At 54.0% G+C, this 20,216-nt stretch carries 12 protein-coding genes; 2 read left to right on the top strand and 10 right to left on the bottom strand.

Annotation, left to right across the window (positions count from 1 at the left end; genetic code table 11):
- Positions 1 to 54: 54 nt before the first annotated feature.
- Together LGT44_RS19005 and LGT44_RS19000 are read right to left on the bottom strand one after the other, a co-directional pair.
- Positions 55 to 1,860, bottom strand: a complete 1,806-nt coding sequence (locus LGT44_RS19005; RefSeq protein ID WP_230331998.1) for a methyl-accepting chemotaxis protein — start codon at positions 1,858 to 1,860, stop codon at positions 55 to 57.
- 179 nt (positions 1,861 to 2,039) lie between these two features.
- Positions 2,040 to 2,456: an MCP four helix bundle domain-containing protein gene (locus tag LGT44_RS19000; protein ID WP_230331997.1), complete on the bottom strand. Its 417-nt coding sequence runs from the start codon at positions 2,454 to 2,456 to the stop codon at positions 2,040 to 2,042.
- 349 nt (positions 2,457 to 2,805) lie between these two features.
- Here LGT44_RS19000 and LGT44_RS18995 point away from each other — a divergent pair, with 349 nt between their 5' ends.
- Both LGT44_RS18995 and LGT44_RS18990 read left to right on the top strand, forming a co-directional pair.
- Complete coding sequence (locus tag LGT44_RS18995; protein WP_230331996.1) at positions 2,806 to 3,288, top strand: protease complex subunit PrcB family protein; 483 nt, start codon at positions 2,806 to 2,808, stop codon at positions 3,286 to 3,288.
- Positions 3,289 to 3,326: 38 nt separating this feature from the next.
- The gene (locus tag LGT44_RS18990; RefSeq protein WP_230331995.1) at positions 3,327 to 4,493 is read left to right on the top strand and encodes a dipeptidase; all 1,167 of its coding nucleotides are present in this window, start codon (positions 3,327 to 3,329) and stop codon (positions 4,491 to 4,493) included.
- Positions 4,494 to 4,581: 88 nt separating this feature from the next.
- Here LGT44_RS18990 and LGT44_RS18985 read toward each other — a convergent pair whose 3' ends face one another.
- The 8 genes from LGT44_RS18985 to recC all read right to left on the bottom strand — a co-directional run bounded on the left by LGT44_RS18985 (position 4,582) and on the right by recC (position 19,979).
- Complete coding sequence (locus LGT44_RS18985) at positions 4,582 to 6,900, bottom strand: DUF748 domain-containing protein (protein WP_230331994.1); 2,319 nt, start codon at positions 6,898 to 6,900, stop codon at positions 4,582 to 4,584.
- Between the two features lie 98 nt (positions 6,901 to 6,998).
- Positions 6,999 to 8,693 carry a flotillin family protein gene (locus LGT44_RS18980; protein ID WP_145468924.1) on the bottom strand — a complete coding sequence of 565 codons (1,695 nt, stop codon included), beginning with the start codon at positions 8,691 to 8,693 and terminating at the stop codon, positions 6,999 to 7,001.
- A gap of 64 nt (positions 8,694 to 8,757) precedes the next feature.
- Positions 8,758 to 9,405 (bottom strand): YqiJ family protein, encoded by a 648-nt coding sequence (locus LGT44_RS18975; protein ID WP_230331993.1) that lies wholly within the window; start codon positions 9,403 to 9,405, stop codon positions 8,758 to 8,760.
- On the bottom strand, positions 9,405 to 10,058 hold the full coding sequence (locus tag LGT44_RS18970) for a PspA/IM30 family protein (protein WP_145468926.1): 654 nt from the start codon (positions 10,056 to 10,058) through the stop codon (positions 9,405 to 9,407). Before LGT44_RS18970 ends, LGT44_RS18975 begins: the two co-directional genes overlap by 1 nt.
- Positions 10,059 to 10,062: 4 nt before the next feature.
- Positions 10,063 to 10,545 (bottom strand): hypothetical protein, encoded by a 483-nt coding sequence (locus LGT44_RS18965; protein ID WP_145468927.1) that lies wholly within the window; start codon positions 10,543 to 10,545, stop codon positions 10,063 to 10,065.
- A 133-nt stretch (positions 10,546 to 10,678) separates the two neighbouring features.
- Positions 10,679 to 12,655 (bottom strand): exodeoxyribonuclease V subunit alpha, encoded by a 1,977-nt coding sequence (gene recD, locus LGT44_RS18960; protein ID WP_230331992.1) that lies wholly within the window; start codon positions 12,653 to 12,655, stop codon positions 10,679 to 10,681.
- Positions 12,652 to 16,455, bottom strand: a complete 3,804-nt coding sequence (recB, locus tag LGT44_RS18955; protein WP_230331991.1) for an exodeoxyribonuclease V subunit beta — start codon at positions 16,453 to 16,455, stop codon at positions 12,652 to 12,654. Before recB ends, recD begins: the two co-directional genes overlap by 4 nt.
- Complete coding sequence (gene recC / locus LGT44_RS18950) at positions 16,452 to 19,979, bottom strand: exodeoxyribonuclease V subunit gamma (protein WP_230331990.1); 3,528 nt, start codon at positions 19,977 to 19,979, stop codon at positions 16,452 to 16,454. The genes recB and recC overlap by 4 nt, the downstream gene beginning before the upstream one ends.
- Between the last annotated feature and the right edge of the window lie 237 nt (positions 19,980 to 20,216).

Raw genomic sequence — 20,216 nt, 5'->3', positions numbered from 1 at the left:
TAAAAAAGCGCCTGCGGGCGCTTTTTTATTGGGCCGTTACGGCTCTTTTCCGGCTCAGGCCAGATGCCGCAGCACAGCATGACCGCTACCCTGTACCATGTCGCTCAAACGGAACACACTCACCGCCTCAGACATAAACCGGGCCTGCTCCATCAGAGATTCCGCAGCAGCAGCAGCCTCCTCCACCAATGCCGCATTCTGTTGCGTCACCTCATCCATATGTGCAACCGCCTGATTCACCTGTGCCAGCCCGCTGCTTTGCTCAACCGATGCCTCAACAATGCTGAGTGTCAGATCTTTTACCCGGCCAATACTGCGCTCAATACCAGCCATGGTATCGCCCGCCTGCTGTACCTGATGACTGCCATTCTCAACCAGCGTAACGGAATCTTCGATCAGGGTTTTGATTTCTTTGGCCGCAAGAGCCGAGCGTTGCGCCAGGCTCCTGACCTCAGCTGCGACCACGGCAAAACCGCGTCCCTGATCACCGGCCCGGGCAGCTTCAACGGCGGCATTCAATGCCAGAATATTGGTCTGGAATGCGATGCCATCAATCACACTGATAATATCGACCACTTTCTTTGACGACTGCTGAATCAGCCCCATGGTTTCAATTACCTGGTGCACAACCAGCCCACCTTCCTGTGCAATGTTTGCCGATTCCTGCACCAGTGTATTAGCGGTCTTCGCACTCTCTGTATTACGTAATACAGTCTTGGTCAGCTCTTCACTGCTGGCCGCCGTCTGCTCCAGATTACTGGCCTGGGATTCGGTGCGCCGTGACAGGTCAGCGTTACCCTGAGCGATCTCACCAGACGCCACCTGAATCGTCATACCCGACTGCTTGATATTGCTGACCAGAGCATCCAGATTACTCACGGTTGCATTGACAGCCTGACGGGTTTCACCAAATAAGCCCGGGTAATCAGCGCTGATGCTCTGCGTCAGGTCGCCATCGGCCAGTGCTGTTACCACCCGCATCACATCGCGCAGACCGGTGTCTGTAATCTGCGACAGGCTGTTCAGGCGTTCAGCCAGGGTCAGAGAAAAGCCCTGTTTATCTTCATGACTCAGGCGCACGCTGAAATCGCCATTATCAGCGGCGGCCCGCACCATAGCCTCTACCTCACCAATCACCTTACGCAACGCATACACGGTCTGGTTAACGCCGGCTTTGGTTCGGCCGAACAATCCCGGATAGTCTTTATCGATACTTTGTTGCAGGTCACCACTGGCCAGCGCTTCAGCCACCCGCAATATATCGTTAAAGCCGGCATCACAGGTTGAGATCAGCACATTCAGATTATCCAGCATGTCTTTAAAACGGAAATGATAACGGCTGGCATCACAACGCAGGCTGAAATCACCGCTGGCACCGGCAGCGGACAGTTGCTGAATATCATCACTGATCTCCAGCAATGCCCGTTTTACTTCCGCAACCGATGCACTGATCTGTGCTTTTTCACCGGGCAGTGCCACCATATCGCGGTCAAAATTTCCCTGTGAATATTCCGCAATCACCGCAATGGTTTCATTAATTACGGCAATATAGTCTTCGACCAGACCATTTACCTGGCCGGCCATTTCACCGAACGTTCCCGGATATTGCTGTGCATCAAGACGGGCGCTGAGCACGCCCTGAGCATGCCGGTCAGCCAGCGTCTGCTGATCCTCTACATACTTCTGAATGGCCTGCTGCATTTTTTGCATCGCAATCATTAACTGGCCGGTTTCATCTTCACGTAATACCTCGATGCTGTTATTTAACCGGCCTGCGGCAATATTTTCCGCCACCGCAACCGCGCGGGACAGTGGTACGGAGATAGCCCGGATCAGTAACAATCCGGAATATGCGGACATAGCCACGCCTATCAGAATCATAATCACCGCCAGCGCCCTGACCCACTGGTACAAAGACTGTGAACTGATAAATTCTGCTTTTGCGACGGTCAGTTGCAGCTGAGTCAGCTCACTGACTTTACTGCTGATCGGGTCAATGGTGGCGTACAGCGGCCCATCAAATGCATCCAGTTGTCCCTTCAGATTGCCCGGATTAAGTTCCAGAAACCGCTCCAGCTCATCCAGAGAGCGATTTGCCTGAACAAACAGCTGTGCGCCTGATCTGCCAGCGCCTGCTCATCGGCGGTGAGATAAGTTGACATATAACGCTGCCATTCAGCATCAATATCCCCTGCGGCTTCATGTAAAAGCCGCAGGGTCTGACTGCCACTGATCAATCCGGCATTGGCTTTATTTACCGCATCAATTACGCTCACGGCGTAATGGTCGGCAATCACTTTCAGTTGCTGTAACGGAACCACCCGGTCTTCATACACCGAACGTAGTGAATGATTCATCGCGGCGAGGCTGAAAATACCGATAGCACCAATCACAAGCAGTAAAGACGCCATAAATGCGATGGTATAAATCAGCCGGGATCGAATGGATAACTGCATATTTTCTGCCCTTCCTGCGCAAGTCGGCGATGCATCCATGCCACTATTGAAGCGGCTAACAGTAACAGGTTTAGACAAAGGATCAGGAAAATGAAAGCGGCGACAGAAAGAGAAATGTAACTGTGCCGGAGCCATTTTTCAGACAATATACCTCCACATTTATCAGGGAATTTATCACCAATGTGTAGTCAGGGGGGTATAGCAGGGAGAAATTTGACTGTGAATATTACACGGGGTTTACATGCGACGGATTGTTCAGACAGGCCGCTGCCGTCATGCTACGCAGCATTATTTCTGTCGTCCGGTAAACACCGGAAGATTTTTATCCCCGCTATGTAAGGACAATGTTATGACACGCAATCATCTGCTGCCTGTGAAAGCCCTGCTGATCAGTGCCTCTGTTTTATTATTCGGCTGTGTCGCCACCGACCAGGAAGCGGAAAACCGTCTTTCCCACACGACCCTGCATCAGGGGTTGCAGACCATTGGCAGCGGCAGCGAAATTAAAACCATCCGTATACTGAATAATGCCGATGATTATCGTGAAGTGCTGGCAGACTACTCCGCGGAAAGCAGCAAAGATGTTGATTTTAACCAGTACCAGATTGTGCTGATTGACCTCGGTATCCGCCCGAATGGCGGTTACGGTATCCGTATCGATGACGTGCTGGAGCAGGCTAATCATGTGGTGGTTGAATTTACTCAGCTGACACCCGGAAAAGGTTGCAACTATGACGGCGCACAAACCAATCCATACCGCTTTGAAGCGATTAAAAGCCTGAAAGAAATCGTTACTCAGGAAGCTATTGCCGCCGCGACCTGCAGCCAATAACCTGTAGCATCATTCACCGGACAGATCAGGGGCCTCCCGTGCTGCGCAAAATACTGTACGTATTATTCATCCTTTTAATTCTGGCCTTAATCGCAGCGCGCATTATCGTGCCAGGCCAGGTAGAAAAAGGCATGAACAGCGTAAAAAGCCACAAACCCTGGCCTGTCTCTGCGGAAGCCCGTGCACTGCATCAGACGCTGCTGATTGGTGACTGGCATGCCGATTCCCTGCTGTGGGACAGAAACCTGCTGCAACGCAGCGATTACGGTCAGGTTGATATTCCCCGGCTGCGTGAGGGCAATGTTGCCCTGCAGGTATTTACCGCGGTTACCAAAAGTCCCAGCGGTCAGAACTACCATGCCAACAGCAAAGATGCTGCAGACAATATCACCCCGCTCGCCATTGCCCAGACCTGGCCGGTTGCCAGCTGGAACAGTTTGTATGAGCGTGCACTGTATCAGGTAACACGCCTGAAAAATTATGCTGACAAAGCACCGGAGCAACTGACATTAATCCGCACGGCGGCCGATATAAAAGCCGTTGTCAGCGCGCGCGAACAGGGAAAAGCCCTGATCGGAGCATTAATGGGGATGGAAGGCGGACATCCGCTGGAAGGTAACATCGAAAATCTGGATAAACTCTACAATGCCGGTTATCGCCTGATCGGCCTGCAGCATTTTTTTGATAATGAGCTGGGCGGTTCATTACATGGCACGTCCAATGCCGGGCTGACTCCGTTTGGCCGTGAAGTGGTACTCAGAGCAGCTGAAAAAAGCATGATTATCGACCTCGCACATTCCTCCCCACAGGTGGTGAAAGACGTACTGGCCATCACCGCACAACCATTGGTTGTCAGCCACAGCGGTATTTTTTCGCACTGTCGGGTAAAACGGAATTTTCCTGACACGCTGATGAAACAGATTGCGGCCACCGGTGGCGTGATCGGTATCGGTTACTGGAAAGATGTCACCTGCGATGACACACCGGCCGGCATTGTCAGAACCATCCGCAGCGCCATCGACTTGCTCGGTGAAGATCACGTATCACTGGGCTCAGACTTTGACGGCGCCGTTGCCACACAATTCGATACCTCTGAGCTTGCAGCATTAACCCACGAAATGCTGCGTCAGGGCTTCAGTAAGCAGGAAATCCACAAAGTCATGGGCGGTAATATGCTGCGGGTTCTGCTGCAGATTCTGCCCTGATAAAACACCGGAGAAACGCTTCGCTGAATGTTATTAAGTGCGCGGGTAAGCGTACGAGCTAAGCGCATAGCTAAGCGTACGGCCGCGCTTAATTAAATCCGAGCACCACTTCTGCTTTCTTGCCTTTTTGCGCTTTGCAGAGTGTTACCCTCGGCGCCAGGGAATGATCATTTTCATCGGTTTTCTGCGCCAGCCAGGCCTTAACCACAGCACCGCGCTGGCGTGCCAGTTGCGGCCACTGTTCTTCCTGAGCAGAGGCTTCAGCGGCGCTGACAAAAGGACACACCTGCAATTCCAGCCCGGTTTTACCGTGCATCAGTTGTGCGACTTTTTCCAGCTGCGGAATCTGCTCATCATTCAGTTCTGTCTGCCCCTCAGCAAACGCCAGAGCATCCAGACGGATCGCCATTAATTCTGATCCGGCATAGGAGGCAATGCTCAGTAATAAACCGTAAGGCTGCAGACTTTGTTTCAGATAATGCAGAGCGGCACTCTGCAAGGCCAGCTTACTTAATTGCGCGGTAATATCACCGGAACCGAAATCCGGGCTGCTCATATCGCCGGAGACCGGTACGGTCAGACGGACATTACCATTATCGTCACGCAATAAATCCAGCGCGGTATCGACCGGCATGGAAATCTGCTTGCTGACCCGCTTAATGGTTGCTTCGTCTTCCGGCACAAAACTGGAATTACGCAATAATATCCGCGCTTCGCCACCCAGCCGGGCTTGCTGCATATCCATATCAACATCCAGATTCAGCATGCCTTTTTCCAGGTGATAGCCCATCGCCTGCGCCAGATAACCATTAAATGCCACCATATCCAGCTGACTGATACGCAACGTGATATTGCCCTGCGGATAAATCTCAGGCGCATGACTGCTATCCAGAGTCAGACTGGTATCCAGTGCAATACGGTTATAATCGTCGAGTGATAAAACCGCATGTACCTGTACCGGCTTCTGCAATTCCGGCCGGGCAGGTGCGGCCAGTGTGGCGGATATTTCACTGATATTCAGTTCACGGATCTGCACTCTTCCCTGATAAGCAGGTTTTACCGAAGCATCGCGAATATCGGCACCACTGTTGTCACCGTTTTGCTGAATTCCGGCAATAAACAGCCGGAAACGACTACCGTCATCCGCTCGCCCCTCTTCGGCAGAGGCAGAAACAACACCGGTACTTTCTTCTGTATCCATTACATCTGCTGCATCTGCATTTTCTGCATCTACATTTTCTACATCTGCTGTTTGCTGCGACTCCGCCGGCGAGGCCACGGCAGCGCCCAGATCAATTCTGCCATCCGCCAGACGCTGCAGCGCCACCTGCAAATCCGCATATTCATGCAGCCCCGTCGCCAGCTGTGATGCAGATGCCGAAATATCGCTGACCTGATAATGTCCCAGACTCAACAACGGCGCATCGCCGGCTCCGAGCACCAGCTGCTCAAGACTGAGCTCTGCGATACTTTGTGCATCAGCAGCAGCCTGCACACCGCTAAGCTGTAAGTGTTTAAAAGCCAGAGGTGGAGCACCGGCAGCGGTTACCTGAAGATTTTCCAGCACAATATCTCCGTCCCACTGCGGGGCAGTTAACAGCTGCTGTAATTGCCCGGCAAGGGTCAGGGTAAAGGTCTGTTGCAGACTGACCGGTTGAGCGCCGCTTAATTCAAACTGCGTCAGCTCCAGAGTCAGGTTCAGTGGCAAAGCGTCTGGGGCGCTACTGTCAAAAGGGCCGGCCTGCAGCGATGCAATCCGCAGCTGACCACGGCTCGCCGGGCCTTGTGTTGTCAGTGCATCCTGCTGCCAGCCAATGATTTCATCGTTAAGCGTTAAACGGCCAAGGCGCAGCCGCCAGGATTGTTCTTTCGGAGTGCTTTCTTCTGCCGGAGTGATTTCTTCTGTCTGAACAGAAGCTGTCTGTATATCCTCGCTCTCAACAGCAACAGCCTCGCTTTGCTGAGCTGCAGATTCTGTTTCAGCGGCTGCGCTGTTATCTGCCTGCAGCGGAATCATCAGACCACTGATTAACAGACGCAACGCTTCATCATTGCGCAGTGCAGCACTCAAACGTAATCCGTCGAGGCTGATATCCCTGATATAAATTTCCTGACGGGCCAGTGCCCAGGGATCAAAACTCAGTCGCAGCCGTTCAACACGGGTCGTTGCTTGCGGCGCATCCGTCTGCGGGTGGCGCAGCTCAACACCGGTTAATTCCAGGTCTGTGCGAAATGGGGAAAAATGCCAGTCTGACACCGTTAACTGATAGCCAGCGCCCTGACTTTCATACCAATTCTGACCCGTTTTAAGCGCAAAGAAAGGCGCGCTGTAAAGCAGTACCAGCAGCAACAGAATCAGCACTACAAAGAAGGAAAATAAAAAGCCGGCAATGCGTTTTTTAGTCAAAAAAGCCGTCTGAAGCGGAGGCATAAGGACACTCCCAATAAAAAAACAGAGCGTAGATAATACGCTCTGTTTCTTTATTTAAAAACCGGCGACTGGAATCAGCTGTTCAGATCGCGGGCAAATTCATGCACGCCGGCTTCTTTCAGCAGTGAATCAACCAGTGGTGCCATAGCACGGTGCTTTAATGCACTGTTGACCAGTGCTTCCGGCAGGCTCTGGCCATTAGCCGCACTGTCCTGATCCAGCACACCACTGCCATTGGCGCTGCGTTCACCACCCATCTGATTCAGACCATCGATCGAGATAATTTTCATACCCTCAATGTTTTCCAGTGGTTTCACGCTTTCACGTACAATACCCGGCAGCGCTGCATGCAGGCTCAGCACACGCTTCAGCGCAATCTGCGCATCACTCAGGCTGTTCAGGGCTTCGTTCATCAGGCGCTGACCTTCGGCATCCACCGCGTACTTCTCACGGTCGGCTTCCACTTTAATACGGATAGCATCGGCTTCGGCGTTGGCCTGCAGACGCAGCGCTTCGGCTTTATCTTCGGCGGCCATCTTTTCAGCTTCGGCGGCGATTTTTACCCCGGTCGCCTGACGTTCCGCTTCTTTCTGCGCTTCAATCAGCTCGATGGCTTTGTCACGTTCAGCAATTTCCACCTGCTTGGCAGTCGTTACTTTTTCTTCTGCACGCACCGCTTCCGAACGGGCCTCGTTCGCCAGTTTATCGGCCAGCGACTGCTCTTTCGATTTTTCGGCAACCGCAATAGCACGTTCCTGCTCAGCAATTTCCAGTGATTTCTGCTTCTGAATCTGACGCTCTTCCAGCTGCCGCTCACGCTCGATTTCCTGCTCGCGCAGGCGGCGGTCTTTTTCAATTTCAAGCAATAATGTTGCCTGATCGGCGGCAATACGCGACTGGTCAATTTCCCGCTGCGCTTCAATTTCGGCCTGTTTGGCACTACGTTCTTTATCCGCGCGCTCTTTGGCGATTTCAGCCTGCTGATCAGCTTCGCGGGTGGCAATTTCGCGTTCCTGCTCCATTTTGGCGTAGCGGGTTTCACGCTCAATCTGCAGACGCTGACGTTCGGCTTCGAGGTTTTTCTGTTCGATCAGTACACGGGTTTCCTGCTCAATTTCGTTCACTTCCTTACGGCGTGATTCAATCGAACGGGTCATACGCGCCAGACCTTCGGCATCGAACACGTTGTCCGGCGAGAAGAATTCACGTGGCGTCTGATCCAGACCGGTCAGGGAAACCGATTCCAGCTCCAGACCGTTTTTCAGCAGGTCTTCACTCACGACCTGCTGTACTTTCTGTACAAACTGGCTGCGCTGTTCATGCAGTTCCGCCATTTCCATTTCTGCCGCCACCGAACGCAGGGCATCAACGAATTTACCTTCGATCATTTCTTTCAGCGCATCCGGGTCCAGCGTACGTGCACCCAGAGTTTGGGCCGCGTTGGCAATGGCATCCGCATCGGGTTTAACGCGCAGATAAAACTCGGCCAGTACGTCAACACGCATACGGTCTTTGGTAATCAGCGCCTGCTGTTCTTTACGCGATACCGCCAGACGCAGGGTATTCATATTGACCGGAATAATTTCATGCAATACCGGCAGCACCATCGCCCCGCCGTTCATAATGACTTTCTGCCCGCCCATACCGGTACGGACAAAAGACCGTTCTTTCGATGCGCGGGTATATAAACGCGCAAAAATCATCCCAATGACCAGCAGGCCGACAAAAATAAATCCAGCAAAAAAGACTGCTGAGAAAAGGTTATCCATAAAAGCTCCCTGAGAGTTTTAAAAAGTAGTCCGTAATGTAATTTTTAATTGTTGCAGGTTTTGGTTATTGCAGGTGTTGGTTATCCGGGCGGATGCACAGATACACAGCACCTTTCTGTTGCACCAGCAAAACACTGTCGCCGGCGCGGTATGTTTCTTCATCACCATCCGGTTCAACCATCAGATAATGCGTTGTACCAAACTGATCGCGGAATCGCGCTTCCGCCGGACTGCCCTGGCGGGCTTCACCCAGCGTAATGGTCGCTACCTGGCCGATAAAAGACGCGGAAGAGACCGCTTCTGTTTCGTCTTTCAGCAATACTTTGCCCAACAATCCGGTCAGCAGGCGCGTAAGAGGCAACGCAACCGCCAGCGCCGGCACCACGGCAACGATCGCCGGCAGCATAAAGCCAAAGGCCGACATAAACAGCGATTGCAGCACCACACCGCTGAGCCCGAAGAACATCAGCAGCATCACCAGAATAATCAGCACCGGCACCTGACCAATACGCAGCCAGGCCAGAAAACGGCTGAGCCCCATATTCGGCACCTCGCCATCAACGCTCAGGTCGACATCGGGCAACAGGCCATCAATAAATTGCGATAAGCCCAGACCGATGACCACAAGCACACCTTCCAGCACGGCGATAATCAGCATTAATACCAGCGCGACGGCAAAAGGATAATTGCCGTCTGAAAACAGAAATTCCATTAATCGTTCGCCTGCGATTTAACCCGCGCCAGTCGTTCCTGAATGCGGTTCTGACGGGCCAGCTGATCGAGTTCGGCCAGCTTACGCTCATCACCACTGCTCACACCCGGTGCACCGGCTTTATTCAGAATGCGGTTAAAAGCATCGGTCGCCTGCTCCACCTGCGTGGCGGTCGAGGCCGTGCCGGCATGTTCAGCCTGCACCGCAGCGGCATTGGCAATTTCATAATGTTTCAGGGTTTCCTGCATTTCGCGTTTTTTCGCCTGCAGTGCCTGAATATAAGAATTCAGTTCATTAATTTCGGCGTCGCTGTCGGCGATGCTTTTTTCCACCACGGGAATCATGGCTTCGATATCCATCTGGCGCGCAATCGCCGCTTCGGCCAGATCATCGCGGCCCTGAGCAACAGCCACTTCAATCTGCGCCTGCAGTTCAGCATGACGGCTGTTATCCGCGTTTAAACTTTTGGTGCTCAGATAACGCGCCGCTTCAACTTTGCCCAGCTGGGCACGGACATCGGCAATGGCGCTGTCGATTTCGCGGATCGCTTCTTCCATTACCATGGTCGGTGCGGCATTTTCCAGACTGTCGACCAGAGAGTTGGCGGATGCCGACACCAGCCGGCCGATACGTTTTAATAATCCTTCAGACATGGTGTTACTCCTTGCGGTTGGCGCAATTCAGGTGAGAAAAATCCGTCAGCAGCTGCTGTTGCAGTTGCTCAGCCAGATCATTATTCAGCAGTGTACCGCCGCTTTGCGCCAGCAATGGCGGCAGCAGACGGCGCAGCAGATCGCTGACAACGGGAAATAATTGCCGTTCAAGATCGGCAGCACAGGCTTTGCTGTCCTGCGACTGAATAATGGCAGCGCTTTCGGTAAGCAGATCAAAGACCGCTTCATTCAGGATGCTGCGGTCAGATTCGGGGGATTTATAACGTGCGCGATACGGCGCCATGCTGTCACTGGCGGTAATAAACGAGCGGGCAAAACTTTCGGTGCCCACCGCTTCCCGCGCCATAGCAATCAGCTCGCGAACTTTATCGCTTTGGGTCAGCGCACCGTTCTGGCGGATGGCCATCAGATAGGCGTAATCGTCTTCCGATAAACGCACACTGATTGATTGTGACTTGCTGATCATGAGCTTCCCTGTTCATCTGCATACACAGTGAATACAAATGTATACAGCCTTGTTTACGTGGTCAATAAAAAATATTGAGCACGTAAACAAACACCTGCGTAAGCAAAAACCGGTGAAAACACTAAACCAGACCTCAGCGCTGAGGCCAGAGCGCTTCCCGTAAACCACTGGCGCGCTGCACCCGGGTATTCAGCCCCTGTTGCCAGCAGGCTGTGCTGCCAAACAGACTGAAAGTCTTTTTCGCGCGGGTGATGGCGGTGTAAATCAGCTCGCGGGTAATAACGCTCTGCCACTGCTCCGGTAACAGCAGACACAGATGGTTAAATTCCGAGCCCTGGCTTTTATGCACGGTCATGGCAAAAGCGGTTTCATGGGCCGGCAAACGGCTGGGCAATAAATAACGCACGCCACCGTCGGCATCCGGGAAGGCGACTTTTAACGTCTGCCTGCCCTGCTCATCCGTCAGCGGCAAAGCGATACCAATATCACCGTTATACAGACCGAGATCGTAATCGTTACGGCTGATCATCACCGGACGACCGGCGTACCAGCCGGATGCTGAGGCGCGGGTATCGATTAATCCCGCAGCCTGCAGTAAACGCTCAGTGCGCTGATTTACCTGTTCAACCCCATAAGGGCCCTGGCGCAACGCCACCAGAATCTGAAAACGGTTAAAGGCGCTGAAAACATCGTTCGCAGCGGCTTTATCCGCAGCAAAAGCACGCAACGCCTCGGCGTAATCACGGTAGCCATCCACCAGTGCCTGCTGCCATTGCGGCTGTTGCCAGAACGGCTGCTCGGCCAGCGGATTTACTGCCACAAAACGCACATCGGCAAACTGGCGCAGCACCTGATCGGCACGTGCAATGTCACTGTTATTGACCGCCGCTGCCAGCTGGCCAATGCCACTGTCCGCTGTAAAACGATGGGACACCCGCAGTGACGCCACCGCATTCTGCATCGGGCTTACAGAACCTTCTGTGACGGCCGTTAAATCAAAACCGGTCAGTTGCTGCAGGCGCTGAGCAAAGGCGCTGTCCGGACCGTGCTGCACGCCGGCATCGCATAAATCCGCCAGCACACTGCCCGCTTCTACCGAGGCCAGCTGATCGCGGTCGCCGAGCAGAATTAAGCGGGTATCGGCGGCCAATGCCTGAAACAGGTGGTACATCATCGGCAGATCGACCATCGACGCTTCATCCACCACCACGCAATCGAAGGGTAAATGGCGATTGGCGTTATAACGGAAGCCGCGCGGCGACCAGCCCAGCAAACGATGCAGCGTATAGCTGTCGTCCGGAATCTGTTCGGCGAAGGGCAGCGACTTTTCGCCGCTTTGCTGGGCGCGTAATTTGGCACCACGAATGGATTCCGTCATACGCGCAGCGGCTTTACCGGTGGGCGCAGCCAGCGCAATCGACATCTGCGGGTTCTGGCTGAGCAGCGCACTGAGCAGACGCGTGACCGTGGTGGTTTTACCCGTACCCGGGCCACCGGTAATCACCGCAAAATTACGGATACAGGCACTGGCCGCAGCCACTTTCTGCCAATCAACCACTGCCTCTGAGCTAGCAGCCCCCGAGCCAGCAGCACCCGGATTAACAGCACCCGGATCGCCAAATAATTGCGTCAACGTGCCGGTCAGTTCCGTATCCTTTAACGCCGGTTCCTGCGCCAGTCGCTGGTGAATCTGGGTTAATACACCGCGTTCGTAGAAAAAGTAGCGCGCCAGATAGAGATTATTGCCATGGAGTACCAGCGGCTGCTGGGCGTAATCGCGAAATTCGCCAACGGCTGTTTTCGGGTCAGCCTCTGCCACATACACCGTACGGCAAGCAGCCAGCTGCGAACTGGCCAGTAACGAATGCTCACTCCAGAACTCGCGCCATTCAGGCAAGGCACAGGATGTCAGCGGCAGACACACCTGCCCCTTGCCCAGAGCAACGCTGACCATCACCGACGCCATCGCCAGCAACTGCAGTGTGTGTGGTTCTGTCTCTGCCGACGCCTGTAATTCCCACTGCAGCATCTGCATAGCCACCTGACGGTCAATATCACGCAGGTTTTTCACTTCAATTTCGGGCAAATATTGCAACAGCAGCGGATTCATACGCCGGCCTCCGCTTTGTTATCAGTTCTGTTGCGCGCGCAGACAGAATCCGGCAACAGCACCTGCCGCCAGCGCTGTAATTCATCAGGGTCGACAGCGTGGTAATACACGCCCGGCACCTGAGTCAGTGCGGGTGCGGCAAATAAATCCTGCTGTGAGGCAGCCGCATCATCGGCAACTAAACGCGGAGCGCTGTCTCCCAGATGCATACCGCGCAACCAGAAGTAATACACGCCGCCCAGATGCTGAGCCGGATCATAATGATTCAGACGCTGACGCAGCAGCTGGTCGAGTGCGACCGTGTAAAGCCAGGCCTGTAAATCATACTGATGATCGGCCATTGCCACTTTTAATGCCGCCGGGGTGTAGTCGTTAATGCTGAAACCCAGATGATTGGATTTATAGTCCGCCACGTAATAGCGGCCGTTATGGCAGAAAATAAGGTCAATAAAACCTTTTAAATAGCCGCTTAAGGTATCGAAATGAAAGCGCCCGCTTTTCGCCGGGTCGGCTAACAGACGATTAATATCCGCCGCCTTAAGCTGCTGTACCGGCAGGTAAAATTCCATTTCATCGAGGCGATTGGCCGCAGAAATATCCGCTAAGGCGAATTGCTCGCCCTGATCATTCATCAGCGGACTATTCACCACAGCCTGCATCCAGCCGGCAAGGTTATTGATCTGCTTTTGTTTTTCCCCGGCGCCGACTTCATCCTCACTGAGTGCTAAACCATAGTGGCTCAGTTCACGTTCGGTAATGCTGAGCAGCGCATCGGCATCCACAAAATCCCAGTGTTCAAAAATTGCGTGCAGACAGGTACCGGCGTTTGCGCCTTTGGCAAAGGTCAGTGCCGGTGCTGTGGCATCAAATTCGCGCTTGCTGATTTCGTGCAGCAGCACTGCGTCAATAAATTCGGAACCCGATTCATCGCTATTTGTTTGCTCACTGCTTTCATCCATCACCAGCACATCGTCGTGAGCAGAGTGCCCGCTATGATCATCGGCGGTTAACTGACTGTAACTGCTCACGCGCCAGCTGTCCCAGCTGTGCGGCCGGCACACAGCCGCCTGCGGTTGTTCCTGTGAAGCTATCTGACGACGAACTTCATCCACCGGCCACTGCGGTAAATCGGTAATTAAACATTCCGCCGAGGCCGATTGCTTCAGGCCGGCCCAGTCAGGGTCATTGTCTACGGCCAGCAGATAACCCAGCGCGGTTTGCGCAATACGCGATTTTTTCTCTCTTTTGCTTTTGCCATCCACGGCATCGGCCAGCCAGATAAAACAACCCTGCACCGCACGGGTTAAGGCCACGTACAGCAAACGCAAAGACTCCGCCAGAGAATCACGCTGCGCCAGTGCTTTGGCTTCGTCATCCGGCTCAAGATTCAGCACCATGCCGTCGCGTTCACTGAAATACTGTGTATCGCTGCGCGGATTCGGTAAATAGCTGTCGTCCCACAGGAAGGGTAAAAACACCAGCGGATATTCCAGGCCCTTGGATTTATGGATGGTCACAATAGTGACCAGATTGGCATCGCTCTCTAAACGCAGTTGTGCTTCGTCGCCACTGCGGTTATCGGAAAAAATATGCTCACCAAACCAGCGCAATAATGCCTCATGGCCGCGCAAACGGCGGGCAGCACTCTGCAGTAATTCACCCAGGTGGATCAGGTTGGTAATACGGCGCTCACCATCCTGATGGCGGCGCAAGCGCTGCGCGCGACCGTCTTCTTCCAGCCACTGCATAATGGCCGCCATCACGCCACGGCGTTGCCACAGCTGATGATAATTGTGGTTTTGCTCCAGCGTGCGCTCCCACGCCAGCTCGTCATTTAACAGGGCATCCAGTTGCGCGGCAGTTAAGCCCTGGGTTTCTGTTGCCATGGCAGTGCGCAGTGCACGTTCATCACTGGGGTGCGCCACCGCCTGCAACCAGGCGAATAAATCCCGCGCTTCCAGACTGTCGTACACGCTGTCGCGGGTTAAAAACACACTGCCGATCTGGCGCGCAGATAACGCCTCACGGATTAATCCGGCCTGTTTGCGGCTGCGCACCAGCACGGCAATATCGCGCGCCTGCACCGGCTCATCACCCAACGTCGCATCACCGTGCATTAAGGCATCAATTTTCTCGGCACACTGTTCTGCAGCGGTAAATTGCGCCCTGCTACGGGAATATTCACCACCGTCATGCCACAGCTGCAGCGGGGTTTGTTCTTCACCGGCAATTTTCAATGGCTGGCCGTCCGGTTTACCTGCCGCCGATACATTAACGAACTGAATATCCTGATCGAACACAAAGGGACTGTCGTGGCCGGCGAATAACTGATTGACCCCGGCCACCAGCTGGCTATGACTGCGCCAGTTTTTTTCCAGGGTAAAGCGGCGTTCTTCGTCCAGCTGACGGCGAGCTTTGATGTAGGTAAAAATGTCGGCGCCGCGGAAGCCGTAGATGGCCTGTTTAGGGTCGCCGATCATAATTAATCCATGCTGAACTGACTGCTCCGTGCTGGCGCTGCCATCCTCGCTGACGGTCAGATCTTCCATAGCCTGCGTCGCCGGCGCGTTATCAGTCTCACTTAACGGCGGATAAATGCGGTTAAAAATTTCGTACTGCTGCGGGTCGGTATCCTGAAACTCGTCGATCATTGCCAGCGGATATAAACGGCGGATATGACTGGCCAGCAGTTCGCCCTGCTCGGCACGCAGAGCATTGACCAATAAACGCAATAAATCATCCGGGGTTAAGGCACCGGCTTTTTCCAGCAGCTCGAAATAACGCTCTTTAATGGCGTCCATCCACGCGGCTTCCAGCAGCAGAGCTAACTGGTTGGCCGCCTGCTGAAAATCTTCAGTCGCGTCAAAGGCCGCATGCTGCGGTAATTCGCCACCGTCTTTCAGCTTTTCTGCCATCGCGGCTGGCGTCATACGGTAGAGGTTTTTCGGCGCTGGCATATAAAAACGCCCGGCAAAATAGCCGGCCGCTTCTTCTACCCAGTTCGGGGCAAAACGTTTGCTGTAGGATTTTTTATCCAGCCCGGAATCCGCAATTAACTGCACCACATCAGCCGCGCTGATTTGCGACCAGGCGGCTTTGGCGGTCGTAAATGCGGCTTCAGCACTTTGCCACGCCCTGCTCAGGCCATCAGCTGAAAGCGGCGGAATTACCGTCATATCCGGGCGGTTAATCCGCGCTTTTACTTTCGCCAGTACATCATCCGGGCCGGCATAACGGCTGATTAAATAGCGGCTCTGTTGTTCATTCAGCGCATAAGCCTGCTGGCGCCAGATATCTTCACAGGCCTGTTGCAGATAGCTGTCACTGTCGAGTACCAGCTCGGCGCTGAAGACCACACCACTGTCGAAGGCAAACTGTTTGAGCATGCGCTGACAGAAACCGTGAATGGTATAAATCGCCGCTTCATCCATTAGCGCCAGATTGCTTTGCAGCCAGGGTTTCAGTTGCTTACACAGGCTGTCGATATCGCTGTGCCGTGCTTCAGCCAGTTGCTGTAAATATTGCAGCTGCTGATCGTCAATTGACTGGCCATTTTCCAGCGACAATAAATCCTCCAGCGTATCACGCAAGCGCTGACGGATACGGCCACGCAATTCTTCGGTAGCGGCACGGGTAAAGGTCACCACCAGAATCTGATCGCAGCCCAAACGCGGACGACCGTGACCAAGAATCAAACGGTTATACAGGCCGGTAATGGTAAAGGTTTTACCGGTACCGGCACTGGCTTCAATCAGCGACTGACCGTACAGCGGAAAATCAGGAATGGATAAGGTTTTCATACGCCTTCTCCTCCACTGAAACTGGCAGCGGAATCTTTATGCAGCTCATCGGTTTTTATGTGTTTTTTCAGACTGGTCAGCAAGATGCCCTGCTCAGCAAGCCACTGATCGGGCGACTGGCTTTGCAACTGCGCGACAAAATCCGGCAGGCAGCGCTGTAAATAGGGTGATGCCAGTTCGCCAAACTCGCGCTGCACCAGATTAGTGATTTCTTTTTGCATGGCATCGGCTTGCGCGTCGGCATCGTCGGCGTGTTTTTCGGCAAATAACTCCTGCGCCTGTATCAGGCTCCACAGGGTATCGGGTAAATGCGCGATGGGTTTACACCAGCACTGCCAGTACCAGCCGACCGCCTGTTTAATTAAAGCCAGCGCGGTGTCCGGTGCAGGCAAGCCCAGCTGTATTTGCCGCAGCCAGGTATTACCCTTGTCTTTGCTTAAACCGAGCAGGCAAACATGACTGATGCTGCCAGGACTCGCGGCTGCTACCAATAAGGCATCCATCCAGGCCTGTAATAAATGTTTGCCATAAATATCACCGACGCGGTGATACAGCAGATAACCACAATCATCACCTTCATGGCGCACAAATGCCTGCTGCAGTTCGCCCTGTACGGTGCAGTTTTCCAACGGTACCGACAGCGCTTTTACCTCCATGCGGAATTCGGATAATTCGACGATTTTCTGCGCCAGCGGACGCGAATAATCAATCAGATCATCGCTCCATACCTTGCCCAGCGCATGTACCGGTAATTGCCCCAGCGCCTGCTGGCGGCGGGTGAAGGCCAGTTCATCGCTTAATTCTTCAGCGTGGCCGTGCTGAATATCGGCCATGGCCAATTGCAGCCAGTCGTCTTTCAGCTGATATAAATCCAGACCATTTAAGGCAAAGGGTTCTTCGGTTTCGTGCTGTTGCCAGTACACATCGAACGAGGCTTTTAAGCGGCGGGTCACAAAATATTTAAGCGGGTCTGCCAGGGCCTGCTTCACGTCTTCCCAGGCAACTACGCTGGTATCGATATCGGCCGGAATAGCCAGTGGCTGACTGAAGAAATGATCGCTTTCCGATTCATTGCCAGCCCCCTGTTCGGCGGCGACGTCGGCCCACACCTGCTGATAACTACGCACATGGCGCTTTAATAAATCATCAGCCGCAAATGCCTGACGGTTATAGGGCTGCAATGGCAGCTCTTCCAGCAGCCAGTTCAGCATCTGTTGGCGGCTTTGCCTGTGTGGTAAATCAAGATCCTGCTCCAGGGCAAAACCATCGCATAAATAATCGCGCAGTTCCGCCACCAGCACCGATGGCTGCAGTTCGGCATTTTCGCGTACATCGTGGCCACGGTAGCTGATGTACAGATAATCCTGCGCCGAACACACCGCTTCCAGAAACAGATAGCGGTCATCTTCGCGACGCGAACGGTCACCGCGACGGCTGCGTCCGGCAACCATTAAATCGAAGCCCACCGGCGTTACCCGGCGCGGGTAATCTTCATCGTTCATCCCCAGCAGACACACCGCTTTAAACGGGATGGAACGCATCGGCATCAGGGTACAGAAGTTCACCGGCCCGGCGAGAAAACGCTGCCAGCCGCCCTGCTGCCCTAATTGTTCGTTAAACCAGCTGCGCACCACCGGCGCGGATAATTCACCGTTAAAGCCAGCCAGGGTTAATTCTTCCTGCCAGCGTTGCACCGCATCACGGATACGCTGCAGCGAGTTCTGTTCAATACTGTCGGCCAGATACAGATCATCCAGCAGCCGCAGCAGCGACGCCGACCAGTCCGCGACATGACGCGGCCCGGCAGCAAACAGACGCTGCCAGTGTTCCAGCACGTCGATAAAGGCCATTAAATGGCCGAGTAATTCACCCTCGTTGCCTTCGGTGGCCGCCACCGGAAAATCGCCGATAAAATCCTGACGGCTGTCCGGGGTCAGATACCCCAGTAACAACTGGCGCAAGCCTTTACGCCAGCTGTTCTGTTCAAACGCCGGCAAGCCCAGCTGCTGACGTTGTTCGCTGTTTAAGCCCCAGCGAATCTGCGCCTGCGCCAGCCAGTCACGCAGTGCCGGCAGATCATCTTCACGGATATTAAAACGGCTGCGGATAGCGGATACATCCAGCCAGTCCTGAACCTCGGTAATCAGCAGACGGGAATCACCCAGCCCCAGCAAACTAAGAAAGCTGTCGATAAGCGGATCTTCCTGCGCCATCGACTGGTCGGCAATGGCCCAGGGAATACGGTACTCATCGCCCTGCTCGGTGCGCGCGCGGCTGCTGGCAAATACGGCGTCGATATAGGGCGCGTACTGGTCGATATCCGGCACCATCACCACGATATCGCGCGGTTTCAGTTCAGGGTCATTATCCAGCCAGTGAAGAATCTGATCGTACAGGCGCTGCACTTCACGCAGCGGGCTGTGGGCGCTGATTAAGCGCACGCTGCCGTCATCAGGCGCGATGCTTTGTTTAAAGTGGCTGTGCAATTGCGCGTCTTTACTGAACGCGCCCTGCTGACGGTCGGTTAAAGTCAGAATGTCCTGCTGCAGGTGTGCCAGTAGCGTTTGTGATTCAGGTTCAACCTCCCGTTCTAAATAGGCATCCACATCCTGAATGCGGCCTTCATACTGCTCGGCGGTTTCGTGTACCAGTGTGAGAAAATCACGCCCCAGCCGGCCCCAGGAGGCGAGCAAGGGGTTGCCGCTGTCGAGCAGGGTTTCGACGTTGGGGTTATCACGCAGAATGCGCATCTTCTGCCGTTCGCTGACGATATCGCCCCAGAAGTTTTTGCACGGATTGAGCAAAAAGAAATGCACTTCGATCACCGGCGAAATCGCCTGCAACACCTGCCAGTAGCTGCCGGGCAACGCCGCAATACCAAACACAAACAATCGTTTGGGCAGATCGGCCAGACGCTCAGGATGGGCCTGCACCAGCTGTTCCAGCTCCTGCAGCAGGCGCGCACGGTGATCCAGCGAATGACCAAGTTTGGCGCTGTCGGCCACTAACGCCCGCCACACCAGCGGCTGCCACGGATGCGCCGACACCTGTGTATCGGCGACTTCATCCTCGCCCAGTTCCCAGCTCAGCAGCCAGTCCGGGCGATACACCAGATACTGGTCAAACACGTCGGCAATGGTCTGCGCCAGCTGATAGCACTTAACGCCATCGGCATCGTTCTGCAGGTAATGAGCAATGGCCTCACAACCCTCTTTCAACGCCAGCTGTGGTAACAGACGTACCAGCTTCCAGGCCATGATCTGTTTATCGAAATGGGAGCGTTCCGGCAGCTCCGGTTTCAGACGGTTAAACACCTGCCAGACAAAGCTTGAGGGCAGCGGAAAATCCACCTGCGCGGCGATCCCCAGCGAATCAGCCAGCTGCAGTTTGAGCCAGTGCGACATGCCCTGACTCTGTACCAGAATGGCTTCCTGACCAAAGGGGCCGACGGGCGATTCCTGCATCTGATGGACAAGAATGCCCTTAAGAATTTCAAGATCGTTGGAATGATAGAGGCGGAACATGCTTTCCCTGCGGGCAAGTGGTTGGCAGGCCATAGAGTACCAGAGAAGACCGGCCTTGAGAGCCACGAGAAAGTAGCGTGGGCACTGCCCACGGGAAAAGATCGTCATTGCGGGGAGGAAAAACGATTCCACCCTTCCATTCGCGGGCATGGCCCGCGCCTACGGGCAATGGTCATATCTTCAAATAAACGCGGCGTTTAATTTCGCGGGCACGGCCCGCTCCTACGGATAAATTCA

The organism is Thalassolituus alkanivorans (assembly GCF_020447205.1).
Lineage (GTDB): Bacteria > Pseudomonadota > Gammaproteobacteria > Pseudomonadales > Oceanobacteraceae > Venatoribacter > Venatoribacter alkanivorans.
This window is presented reverse-complemented; position numbering and strand designations above follow the sequence as displayed.

Excerpts from the sequence above, each read along its gene's own strand:
- recC (WP_230331990.1), bottom strand. The coding sequence starts at position 19,979 with ATGTTCCGCCTCTATCATTCCAACGATCTTGAAATTCTTAAGGGCATT.
- recB (WP_230331991.1), bottom strand. The coding sequence starts at position 16,455 with ATGAAAACCTTATCCATTCCTGATTTTCCGCTGTACGGTCAGTCGCTG.
- LGT44_RS18975 (WP_230331993.1), bottom strand. The coding sequence starts at position 9,405 with ATGGAATTTCTGTTTTCAGACGGCAATTATCCTTTTGCCGTCGCGCTG.
- LGT44_RS18970 (WP_145468926.1), bottom strand. The coding sequence starts at position 10,058 with ATGTCTGAAGGATTATTAAAACGTATCGGCCGGCTGGTGTCGGCATCC.
- LGT44_RS18965 (WP_145468927.1), bottom strand. The coding sequence starts at position 10,545 with ATGATCAGCAAGTCACAATCAATCAGTGTGCGTTTATCGGAAGACGAT.
- LGT44_RS19005 (WP_230331998.1), bottom strand. The coding sequence starts at position 1,860 with ATGTCCGCATATTCCGGATTGTTACTGATCCGGGCTATCTCCGTACCA.
- LGT44_RS19000 (WP_230331997.1), bottom strand. The coding sequence starts at position 2,456 with ATGCAGTTATCCATTCGATCCCGGCTGATTTATACCATCGCATTTATG.
- LGT44_RS18980 (WP_145468924.1), bottom strand. The coding sequence starts at position 8,693 with ATGGATAACCTTTTCTCAGCAGTCTTTTTTGCTGGATTTATTTTTGTC.
- recD (WP_230331992.1), bottom strand. The coding sequence starts at position 12,655 with ATGAATCCGCTGCTGTTGCAATATTTGCCCGAAATTGAAGTGAAAAAC.
- LGT44_RS18995 (WP_230331996.1), top strand. The coding sequence starts at position 2,806 with ATGACACGCAATCATCTGCTGCCTGTGAAAGCCCTGCTGATCAGTGCC.